Below are 10466 nucleotides of genomic sequence, written 5' to 3' on the forward strand. Positions count from 1 at the left end.
CCATGGCAAAGCCCGAAGTGGAGTTCACGCCTGTCTCCTCAGTGGACTTCGCACCCTGCAACCCGCACATTGAGGGTTTGTCCGAGGCCATCCTCGCCCGGGATTCGGACAACGACAGCGTTACCCGCATCCTCAAGTTCGAACCCGGAACCGACACCTCCCCCAACGGCGTCCTGACTCACGATTTCTGGGAAGAGGTCTTCATCTTCGAAGGCTCCTTCGTGGACCAGCGCTTGGGAAGGACTTTCAAAGCGGGCGACTGGGCAACCCGGCCTCCCGGAATGGAACACGGACCATGGGTTTCCGAAAACGGCGCCAAGATGTTCGAAGTTCGCTACTACACAGATCCAGCACAAACGGAGCGGAGCAACTGACATGAGCCTGGCACCAGCCTTCACCATCCCCGACGCCATGGGGATGCGCCGCGCCATGGGCCGATTCCTCACCGGCGTCGCCGTGGTCACCACCAAGCACAACGACGAGCTGTACGGGATGACCATCAGCTCGCTGACCTCCATCAGCCTGGAACCGCCCATCCTGATGATCTCGCTGAACTTCGGCACACGCACCGGCGAGGCCCTGATGGCCAGCGGCAAGTTCGCTGTATCCATCCTTGGCGCCAAGCAGGAGTCAGTGGCCCGGCGATTCGCCGTCCGCGGCGGGGACCGCTTCAGCGAAGGGGACTTCGACGTCACAGACAGCGGCCTTCCGGTGATCAAGGGGGCCCTCGCCCAGGCGGATTGCACTGTGGTGCAGCAGTACGACGTCGGAGATCACCAGGTCTTCTTCGGCCAGGTCACCACGTGCCGGGACCGGGACGGTGAGGTGTTGGCGTTCAAGGCCGGCCGTTTCGGCTCGTTCAGCGACTTCGGCCACGCAGAACTCCCCTGGATGTTCTGAGTAGTAGTGTCGGGGGCTGTTTTTAGCCCCTAGTCGATGGTCAGCTCGCCCATTCGGTCCCAGCCGCTGCCTTCGAACTGGCGGCTGATGATGTGCGGAGTCTCCGCGAGGGCCTGCGGCATGTCAGCCATGGCCTTCTTGAAGTGCTCACTGGTGACGTGGGCCTCGGCGGCATCATCCTGGAAAGCCTCCACGAGGACGAACTCGTGGGGGTTTTCCACACTGCGGGACCAGTCGAACCACAAGTTGCCGGGCTCCTCGCGGGTCGCCTTGGTGAAGTCAGCCACCAGGTCCAGCCAGCGCTCGGACCAATCGGGCTTGACGTTGAACTTGACCACAATGAAGATCACGGGCTGCTGCCTTTCGTTGCACTACAGAATCCGTTCCATCCTGACAGAGTTTTTGTACAGGAAATGCCCTTAAGCGGCCTTCTAAAGGGCGGGAGCTGTACAAAAACTCGACGGCGGCCCGCACCATAGGTGAGGACCGCCGTCGAACGCTGTTGTTGCGTGGCTTGCCTGCTACTTGGACGTGCCCTGCGAAACGGAACCCTGCAACTGGCGCTGGAAGATCACGTAGACAATGAGCACCGGAATGACGGTGACGCTGACGGCGGCGAACAGTGCGCCATAGTCAACGGCGTAGCCCATTTGTCCGGCGAAGGCAGCGAGTTCCTGGGACAGGACGCGGGGCCCGGCGGCGTTGATGGACACCGGAATCAGGAACTGGTTCCAGAGGCCCAGGAAGTTGAAGATGGCAACCGAGGCGAGGCCCGGCTTTGCCATCGGCAGCATGACCTGGAAGAACGTCCGCCACTCCCCTGCACCATCCAGGGCCGCTGCTTCGGTGATCTCGTGAGGCAGCGACTTGAAGAAGGAGAACAGGAAGAACACCGTGAACGGAAGCGCGAAGCCCACGTAAACCAGGATGAGTCCCGGCAGGGTGTTCAGGAGGCCCATGTTCTTCAGGACGAAGAACAACGGCACCATGGCGAGGAAGATCGGGAAGGTCAGGCCCGCGAGCATCAGGTAGTAGATCGCCCTGCTGCCCCGGAAGGTATACCGGGCCAGAACGTAGGCACACATGGCACCGAGGACCATGACGATCACCAGCGCTACTGCCACCACCAGCACCGAGTTGAGGAAGGCAGATCCGATGCCGGCCTCGCTCCAAGCCTTGACGTAGTTATCCAGCTTCCATTCAGCAGGCAAGGCGAACGGCGAGGCGAAAATCTCGCTGGACGTCTTGAAAGAGGACATGAAGGTCCACAGCAGAGGCAGGATGACAATCAGGGTCCAGATGGTCAGCGCGGTGTGCGACACCGCTCCCACCACTTTGTCGCCCGTTGTGGTTGCCGGGGTCCGCGGCTGGAAGTGCAGTGACTTCATTTCCGGAGTTGAGACTTTGGTACTCATTACAGGCTCACGTCCTTATCGCCGCCGGTGAGCCGGTTGACCAGGAAGACCAAGCCGGAGAAGATCAGCGTGGCGACGGCCAGCACAACGCCCATGGCGCTGGCGAGGCCGAACTGTCCCTTGCTGAATGCCGTGAAGAACAACTGCTGCGCCATGACCAGCGTGGAGTTGTCCGGTCCACCGCCGGAGTTCAGTGCCGCCATGTAAACGAAGGCATCCAAAGCCAGGATGCCCATATAAATGTAGGCAGTCTGGATGTTGTCGCGGATCAAGGGGATGGTAATGGACACTGCCGTCCGGAAGCGGCCGGCACCATCAATCCTGGCTGCCTCGAAGAGCTCGGCGGGAATGCCCTTGATGCCTGCCACGAACAGGACCATGTAGAAGCCAACAAAGCCCCAGACGATCACGAACATGGTGGCGATCATTGCGGTGTTCTTATCACCCAGCCAGGCGAAATCCTTGAACTGGTCAAAACCAAGGCCGGTGAGGATGCCGTTCAGCAGGCCACCGGAGGGATCGTAGATCTGCCCCCACATGATGCCGATGGCAATCGCGGGAATCGTGTACGGGAAGAAGGAAACAACACGGTAGAAACTGGAGTTGCGGAGGCCCTTGATCTGGCCTTTGCTGCTGCCGCCGACCGTCACCAAGGATGCGAGCACCAGGCTCAGGATGATGGTGATGATGGGCAGGAAGATGACCAGGAGGATGTTGTTCCCCATGGCCTTCATGAAGATGTCGTCCGTAAAGATCTTGGTGTAGTTCTCAAAACCGATGAAATTCTGGTTGGGCGAGAACCCGGACCAGTCCGTCAACGAATAACCGAAGGCTTGCACGAAAGGCCAAATCACGAACAAGAGGTAGATCGCCAGCGGCAGTCCGAGGAAAACCGCGAAGAAACTGACCTTGTCCCATGTCAACGGTTTCCGCCGCCGCTTAACCAGCTGCTGCGGAGCCGTTGCCGGAACGACGGCGGCCAGGCCGTCGTCGTTCCGGCTCTGCTGAGTTTTCACTGAACTCACTTCACTTCGATCTTCTTGACCGAGCTGTCGTTGCGGACCTTGTCGGAGATGTTCTGCAGTGCGGAGGTGAGGGTTGCGACGTCGGACTTACCGTCCAGGAAGCTGTTCCACACCACCAGCTGGTCCTTGTTGGTTCCGTAGAGGTCAACGAAGTTCCAGGTGAAAATGTCCTCGCCGGCGTCAGCGAGCAACTTGGTCTGCGAGACCAGTGCGGTGGAACCGAAACCGTCGGCCGGGACTGTGTCCTTGACGATGGTAGGCGCCAGCTTGGTCTTGGCGAAGTTGGTTGCAGCTTCCTTGGAGAGCATGATGCGGAGCAGTTCCTTGCCGGCCGCCGCATTCTTGCCCTGCGTGGGGACAATGAACGGCTCGCCTGCAGCACTGTGGAGGGCGGTGTACGGCAACTTGGGGCTGGCGCTGACGGTGGGCACGGGAGCACCCATCATGTTGAAGCCGGCCTTGGTCTGGTCCTTCATCTCGTTCTCGATCCAGGAACCCGACGGGTAGAACACGGCCTCCTGGGCGTTTGTCCACTGCGACTGGGCTGCCGTGAACTGGGTGCCGGAGCCACCGGGCTTGAAGAAGCCGGCCTTCACGATCTTGTCCAGTGCTGTGAAGACGGACTGGATAGCCGGGTGGGACCACGAATCGGCCGTGAGGTTCTCCAAGCCAATACGGACTTCGTCGCCGCCTTCCTTGATTGCGGAGGCGATGGCCATTTCCTGGTAGTACGTGGCGGCTTCCTTGCCAAACACGAACAGGTACTTGCCCTTGGCTTTGGCCTGCTCGCCCAAGGCATACATCTCATCCCAGGTCTTCGGCAACGTCCAGCCGTTTTCCTTGAGGAGGGAATCGGAGTACCACATGGCGAATACAGTCAGAACGTAATTCAAGGCTGCAAGCTTGCCGTCGAAGGTACCTGGAGCCAGTACGCCGGTGTACAGGGTGTCCTTGATGACCTTGCCTTCGAGGTTCTTGGCCTCCACAAGCGGGGTGAGGTCCTCGAGCTGGGCAAGGATGGTGCTGAAGCCGATGGCCTTGGCGCCCGAGTTGTCGATCAGGTCCGGCGGGTTGCCGCCGACGAAGCGCGGCTGGAGTTCCTGGGCGATGTCGGTGGAGGGCGCAATCTTGGCAGTGGAACCCTCGTGGGTCTTCTCGAAGATCTTGCCGGCGAACTCGACGTAGTCGATGCCGTAGCCGCCCTTGAAGATCACGGCGTCAAGGGTTGCCTTTTCGGCCATGCCAAACGGGTTGGTGTCGGAGACAGTGCCCGTGGGGCCGGTGGTGGTGCCGCCGCCACCTGCGGCACAGGAAGCAATGGTTCCACCCATGGGCACGAGCACAGCTGCTGCGAGTGCTCCGCGCAGGAATCCGCGGCGTCCGACGGACTGGTGCTGAACGTTCATTTTCAAACCCTCCAGTGACTCGTAGTGTCGGACTGTTGCGGCCCGAAAGCCGTTCAGTCAGACAGTCTGGGTTGGCGCTCTGGCAGCACCAACCTTCTGTGACATAATTCACCAGGAATGATCGAAAATCAATCTTTCTTGGCAGTTTCGATCAACATTTGTCAAAGCGTGATCTTTCTACGGACCTTCCGCGAGGGCTTTTCCGCACTCCGTGATCGCATCGCGGGCCATGGCCTTCTGCTGCTCACTTCCCAGTCGTTCCGCCCATTGTTCGGCCAATTGGAACTCCACCAAGGCTTCCGTGAGCCGCTTTTTACCCTCCAGAAACGTGCCAAGGCTTGCGTGCAAAGCAATCATCCAACGCTTGGTTTGCTCATCGTGGGCCGTGGACGCATATTCGAGGGCGCTGCGCATCCACATTTCCGCATTCGCAGCATCCGCGATCGAGAGCATGTGCAGGGCATCGACAGCCAGGAATTCCTCACCAAGATGGTCCGCCAGCTCGGCCGCCTGCTCCAAAAGAGGGACGGCCATGGCGGCTCGTCCGCCGTAGTTCAACACCCGTCCGCGTTCCAGGAGGATGCGCACGCCTACCGTGGGCTCATCCTCGTCAATTCCGTCCAGGAGGGCATCGGCTTCTTCGAAGCGCCCTTGCAGACTGATGGCCCGCCCAAGCTGGGTTGCCAACTCAGCGCGTTCGTCGGCGTCGTACATTTCCTCTGTCATCGCGGCCCGAAACGTTGCCTCGGAGGCCGCCGGATCGCGAAAGTTCCAAAGGTGGTCCAGTGTCTTCTGATCCAGCATCAAACCGCTCCTGACCAGCGCGTGGCTGAGGTCTTTAGGTATGCAGTATCAATCTAGCCCCATGTCAGCGCCGTGGGGAGGGGGTTGGCGGGCGTGTCAGGCGCCTTGCGGATTCGCGAGCCTGGCCCAGCCGAGCTGCTCCTGCTGCTTGCGGCTCAGGGTGGCCACCACGAGGTCGTACGAGTCCTCCACCATGTCCCTGATCATGTCATCGGGCAGGGCCCCATCCAGTCGGACACCATTCCAGTGGGTCTTGTTCATATGCCAGGCCCCGGTGATTTCGGGGTTCGCCGCCCGGAGTTGTTCAGCCAAGGCCGGCTCGCATTTAAGGCTCACGGACCAGTTGTCCGGATCCATGGTGGACATCGCGAACATCTTGGCCTCCTGACGCGAACCACCGGCGACGGCGGAACGCACCTTGAACACGGAGGTCTCGGGACCGAACGGGAAGTCTTCGAACGCGCCGGGAAAGCCCAGGCAAATCTCGCGGAGGGTGGAAACGTCCATGGGGAGAGCCTAGTTGCGGTCCGGGGCTACGGGCTACGTTGGGGCCGCGTCGATGCCGCGCCTACGCCGCGCCCAGGAAGTCCTCCAACAACACCACTTCGAGTCCCGCAGCCAACTGCGCAGCACGGAAGGCCGCGAGGTCAGCTGCGAATTCTGCCCGGAAATGCATGAGCACAATGTCCCCGGGACGCAGGGAGTTACCCACTTGGTAGTCCATCTTCCCGGCGTTGGCCTTCGCCTCCCACGTAATGATCACTTTCATCCCCGCGTCAGCCACGGCTTGGCGCATCACATTGGAGTATGCGCCCCCCGGCGGCCGGAAAAGCGTGGGACGGCGGCCATAATGCTGGAGCACGTATTCCTGCATTCCCACCAGGTCGTTCAGCTGCTGCTGGTAACCCCACTGCCGCACCATGTTGATGTTGTGGGTGACGGTGTGGTTCTCGATCAGACTTCCCTGCGCCTTGAACGCGTTAAAGAAGGCCGGATTGTCCGCAATGGTGTCCTTGGTGAGGAACAGGGACGCCGGATAGTCGTAGTCCGTCATGAGCCTGATCGACTCCGGCGTTTTGATGTTGCCGTCATCGATCGTCAGGAACACCACGGGATGCTTGGTTTCGATCTTGGTAATTACCGGAGCCAGCCCGCCAACGAACGGCGGCAGCTGGTAGTCGGGGATGAACGTGCGCCGGATGCGCTTGGTGGCGGTTGGGCTTGGAGAAGCGGAAACCGGTGACTCGGCAGCGGCGCTTGGCGTCAGCGCCGGCGTCGAACTTTCAGCACTGTTCCCGGCACCTTCGGCGGCAGTGCAAGCCGTCAAGCCGGCCACCACGGAAGCGCCTAAGACACTAAAGACGGTCCGTCTGCTCGGACTGGAAACAGGCACCGCAGAATGGCCGCCGAACATGGTTGTCCCCCAAGACTCAAGTAATGATTCAGCTGCAATCTAGCAGAGGAATGTGTCCCCGAATCACAGGCCGTAATGCCAGCCTTCGCGTGCCGGGCAAGAGTTCACCACTACGTCCAGTCCGGCGTCATGTGCGCGCTGCACGGCGTCGTCGTCAAAGACGCCTAGTTGGAGCCAAACAGCCTTGGCGCCGATCGCAATCGCCTGGTCAATGATCGCGCCCACGCGCTCGGAGTTCACAAAGCAGTCCACGACGTCTATGGGGTGCCTGGCCTCCGGAATCTCAGCCAGGGTCTTGTATCCCTTTTCGCCGTGCACGTCCTCGCCTTTGAGGTTGATGGGGATAATTTCCATGCCCATCTTGTCCCGGACATACAGCGAGACGTCGTAGGCGGAGCGCCATTGATTGGTGCTGAGGCCAACAATTGCCCAAGTACCCTTTGTTCGCATCAACCGCTCGACGACGGCGGGATCGTTGACATGCATCATGACCCAAGACTACTGCCGGCCTCCGCGGGCGGCAGGTCAAGCCTGGCGGTTAGTGGTGGCCGTGGTTAGTGGTGGCCGTGGTTAGTGGTGGCCGTGGTTAGTGGTGGCCGTGCTTGAGCCACTGCTTCCACTGATCGAGGGCCACCGCGGATTGTTCGGCGGTCCACTGGTTGCTCAGCACCGGAGGCAGGTGTCCGGGCTTGATGGTGTCCGCTCCGGGCAGGAACTTTGCAGGCTTCCCGGCATCCTGCGGAGCAGCATCCGGCTTAGTCCCTTGCGGCTTATGCTCCTTGACCGGGCCAGGTTTTGCCTGCGGGTTCGAGGTGACGTTCGGGGGAGCATTGTTGGGGGCAGGATTGTTCGGGGTGACACTGCTCTGGGAGTGACCCGACCCAGGCGCTTCCGGGGCGGGGGCTGCGGGGGCGCGAACCACATCCGGCGTCGGTGCTTGTTCTTGTGCTTGTGCCGGCGCCTGAACCTGAACCTGAGCCTGTGCCTGCGCCTGCGCCTGTGCCTGTGCCTGTGCCTGTGCCTGTGCCTGAGCCTGTGCCTGAGCCTGAGCCTGTGCCTGTGCCTGTGCCTGTGCCTGTGCCTGAGTTTGGCCGGGCACGACGTTGCCAGCCACCGGTATGGAACCAGCGGCCTGAACGGGCGGTACCGCTGCGGGGTCCACAACGGGAGCAGGTTCCGTGGTGACGCGTGGCGCGTCGGGAACCGGCTGTATGGGGGCCGCGGCCGCGGGTTGCGGCCGGACGTTGCCCAGGAGTTCATTCAGGAACGAAGGGCTACGGGTGAACCCTGAACTTGCCGCAGCAACCCCACTGACGCCCAGTCCCATGGCTGCCACCACGGCAACGCTTACTACTGCGGTGCGGTGTTTGTGCCTCCAGCGGCGCTTACTGACTTCATCGTGTGGTCCGGCAAGCATCGCGGAAAGCTCCGCACCCGGAGGTGGGGCTGCAAGATTGGCAAAGGACCCCATGGAGAGGAGCGCAAGCCGGACATGAGACGAGTCGGCGGCATCAGTGGCATCAGTAGCATCGGCGGCGTCAGTGGCATCGGCGTCGGCGTCGGCGTCGAGCAGCAGCTCGTCCACGATCGCTTCGCGTTCACTATCCCTGTATGTCATGGCGACACGTATTCCTTTACTGCCGAGTGCTCACGGAGGGTACTGAGTGCCCGCCGCTGCAGTTGTTTCACTGCCCCGGCAGATTTCCCCATGATGTCGGCAACCTGCTCAACGGTCAGGCCTGCCACAATTCGAAGCGTCAGGACCTCACGCTGGTCGTCACCAAGGTAGTCCAGGAGCTTCATGACCTCCTTGGGCGCCAAAAGTCCCATCGCTTCCGCCTCAGCGGAACTGGCTTCCCGGGTATCCCGCTCCGGCTCGAACTCGTGTTGTTCCGGTGCCCTGCTTTGCTTCCGATGCTCATCCACCATGCGGGCATGAGCCACCGAGAAAATGAAGGTCCGGAGGCCATGGACCCCGCCGCTGATGTCGTCCATTCGCGGCAAGACTGCCAGGAACACGTCTTGGGTGGTTGCTTCCGGATCTGACACACCTTTGGCCGTCAGATAGCCGAGAACCTGGCCGGCGTACGCCTGGTAGACGGCGCGGAACAGTTCCGCGTTATTGCCCTTGAGTGCATGTAGCGCTTCATCGGTCAATGCGTCGGTCACAGAAATGAGGCTTTCGATCGGCGGCAGGTCCGTTGCTTGGGCCTGGATGTCCGCTTTGTCACCAACGGACGACCCCACCAAGGGTAACTGCTCTGCCGAGCCTTCCATAGAAGGACCCGCTGGCCCGACAAACACCTGCGGGACCAAACTCCTCAGAGACCAAACTCCCCCGAGACAAGGAAGAGCCGAGCTGGAACATGATGGGGGACAAATTCCAGCTCGGCCCTTTCAATGACGTAATCGTCCCAGCACCCCAAAGGGTTACGCGGGGTACAAACTTTTTTTGAAAAACTTTTTAGGCGCGCGTTCGAGGCACGCATCAGGCTTCGAGGAGGCGGCAGGAGCGTACCGAGCAGGCACTATTTCAAGCATCTGAGGCGGGTGTCTATGTTCTGGAGGGGCGGTGTCCGGGCAGGGGTGGGGCCTTGGACTGGTAGCTGTGTCCGGTGGGGGTGGTGATTTCCAGGGTGTGCTTATCGCCCTGGATGGTTCGGGTGGTCCAGCCGGGGTTTTCCTTGGTGTGGTTGCAGGCCTCGCATAGTCCGGCGCCGTTGGCGGGGTTGGTTTTCCCGCCGGAGCGCCACGGGACCACGTGGTCGATATGCCGGATGGGCGCGTCGCAGTACGGCGTCCGGCAGGTATGGTCGCGGGTTTCGATCATACGCCGGACCCGGCCGGTGAAGAGCCGGGCTTTGGAGTCAGTGGCAAGGAGTTCTCCGGTGCCCGGGGCGGTGTAGAGCCGGCGAAGCCAAACAGCGAACTCTTTATCCGGCGTTGTCGCATGTTCTTGGCCGGGTTGCCCTGGTGTGGAGGCTGGGTTCGCACCGGCCGGCCACCGGGTTGCGGCTTGTCCGGGGCTTGGGGTGTGTCCCAGGGCTACGAGTTCCCTTCCCCATTCGGCCGGGACGATTCCGTAGCCTTGGAGCCGTGCTGGTTCGCTGTCGCCTTGGAACAGGGTGCGGTCGGTCATGACCAGGTCCAGGTTGATCCCCGAAAGCCCGCCCGGTGTGCCGGTGATGCGTTCGACGAGGGTGTCGGCCATGACCTGGCCACGGGTAGGGACACCCCCGCCAGGCCCAGCACCCCCGCCAGACCCCGCACCCACGCCAGACGTTGCATCACCGCCGGAGGTTGCATCACCGCCGGAGGTTGCATCGCCGTGGGAGCGGGCCGAATCGGCCGCCCGGCACAACGCGGCATAGGCGGCCACGCCCTGGGCGACCGGGAGCAGGGCGGTGAGGTACGTCATGGTGTCCGGCGCAGGACGGAGGCTGACCGTCCGTTCCTTGGCTGCATGGCTGGCTCGTTGCGTCACCGAGCGCGGGTCACGCCG

The 10466-nt window shown here is 61.5% G+C and carries 13 protein-coding genes; 2 read left to right on the top strand and 11 right to left on the bottom strand.

Annotation, left to right across the window (positions count from 1 at the left end; all coding sequences use genetic code 11):
- Nucleotides 1–2 precede the first annotated feature (2 nt).
- Both ACLRGI_RS02105 and ACLRGI_RS02110 read left to right on the top strand, forming a co-directional pair.
- Nucleotides 3–374: a cupin domain-containing protein gene (locus tag ACLRGI_RS02105; protein ID WP_419200066.1), complete on the top strand. Its 372-nt coding sequence runs from the start codon at nt 3–5 to the stop codon at nt 372–374.
- Nucleotide 375: 1 nt separating this feature from the next.
- Nucleotides 376–900 carry a flavin reductase family protein gene (locus tag ACLRGI_RS02110; protein WP_419200067.1) on the top strand — a complete coding sequence of 175 codons (525 nt, stop codon included), beginning with the start codon at nt 376–378 and terminating at the stop codon, nt 898–900.
- Nucleotides 901–929: 29 nt separating this feature from the next.
- Here ACLRGI_RS02110 and ACLRGI_RS02115 read toward each other — a convergent pair whose 3' ends face one another.
- The 11 genes from ACLRGI_RS02115 to ACLRGI_RS02165 form a co-directional block, all read right to left on the bottom strand.
- Nucleotides 930–1250: a putative quinol monooxygenase gene (locus ACLRGI_RS02115; RefSeq protein ID WP_419200068.1), complete on the bottom strand. Its 321-nt coding sequence runs from the start codon at nt 1248–1250 to the stop codon at nt 930–932.
- A 171-nt stretch (nt 1251–1421) separates the two neighbouring features.
- Nucleotides 1422–2315: a carbohydrate ABC transporter permease gene (locus tag ACLRGI_RS02120; RefSeq protein WP_419200069.1), complete on the bottom strand. Its 894-nt coding sequence runs from the start codon at nt 2313–2315 to the stop codon at nt 1422–1424.
- Nucleotides 2315–3331, bottom strand: coding sequence for a carbohydrate ABC transporter permease (locus ACLRGI_RS02125; RefSeq protein WP_419200070.1), 1017 nt, complete (start codon nt 3329–3331; stop codon nt 2315–2317). Before ACLRGI_RS02125 ends, ACLRGI_RS02120 begins: the two co-directional genes overlap by 1 nt.
- Nucleotides 3332–3336: 5 nt before the next feature.
- Nucleotides 3337–4746: an N-acetylglucosamine/diacetylchitobiose ABC transporter substrate-binding protein gene (ngcE, locus tag ACLRGI_RS02130; RefSeq protein ID WP_419200071.1), complete on the bottom strand. Its 1410-nt coding sequence runs from the start codon at nt 4744–4746 to the stop codon at nt 3337–3339.
- Between the two features lie 177 nt (nt 4747–4923).
- Nucleotides 4924–5550, bottom strand: a complete 627-nt coding sequence (locus tag ACLRGI_RS02135; RefSeq protein ID WP_419200072.1) for a tetratricopeptide repeat protein — start codon at nt 5548–5550, stop codon at nt 4924–4926.
- A 96-nt stretch (nt 5551–5646) separates the two neighbouring features.
- The gene (locus ACLRGI_RS02140; protein WP_419200073.1) at nt 5647–6057 is read right to left on the bottom strand and encodes an MmcQ/YjbR family DNA-binding protein; all 411 of its coding nucleotides are present in this window, start codon (nt 6055–6057) and stop codon (nt 5647–5649) included.
- A gap of 61 nt (nt 6058–6118) precedes the next feature.
- Nucleotides 6119–6886 (bottom strand): polysaccharide deacetylase family protein, encoded by a 768-nt coding sequence (locus tag ACLRGI_RS02145; protein WP_419200196.1) that lies wholly within the window; start codon nt 6884–6886, stop codon nt 6119–6121.
- A gap of 141 nt (nt 6887–7027) precedes the next feature.
- Nucleotides 7028–7453: a CoA-binding protein gene (locus ACLRGI_RS02150; protein ID WP_419200074.1), complete on the bottom strand. Its 426-nt coding sequence runs from the start codon at nt 7451–7453 to the stop codon at nt 7028–7030.
- A gap of 97 nt (nt 7454–7550) precedes the next feature.
- Nucleotides 7551–8582: a hypothetical protein gene (locus tag ACLRGI_RS02155; RefSeq protein WP_419200075.1), complete on the bottom strand. Its 1032-nt coding sequence runs from the start codon at nt 8580–8582 to the stop codon at nt 7551–7553.
- Nucleotides 8579–9133, bottom strand: a complete 555-nt coding sequence (locus ACLRGI_RS02160; RefSeq protein ID WP_419200197.1) for an RNA polymerase sigma factor — start codon at nt 9131–9133, stop codon at nt 8579–8581. Before ACLRGI_RS02160 ends, ACLRGI_RS02155 begins: the two co-directional genes overlap by 4 nt.
- Before the next feature lie 385 nt (nt 9134–9518).
- A partial coding sequence (locus tag ACLRGI_RS02165) for an HNH endonuclease (RefSeq protein WP_419200076.1) occupies nt 9519–10466 on the bottom strand: 948 nt, incomplete at its 5' end.

Source organism: Paenarthrobacter sp. PPS72, assembly GCF_048537125.1.
In the GTDB taxonomy this organism is placed as follows: Bacteria; Actinomycetota; Actinomycetes; order Actinomycetales; family Micrococcaceae; genus Arthrobacter; species Arthrobacter nitroguajacolicus_E.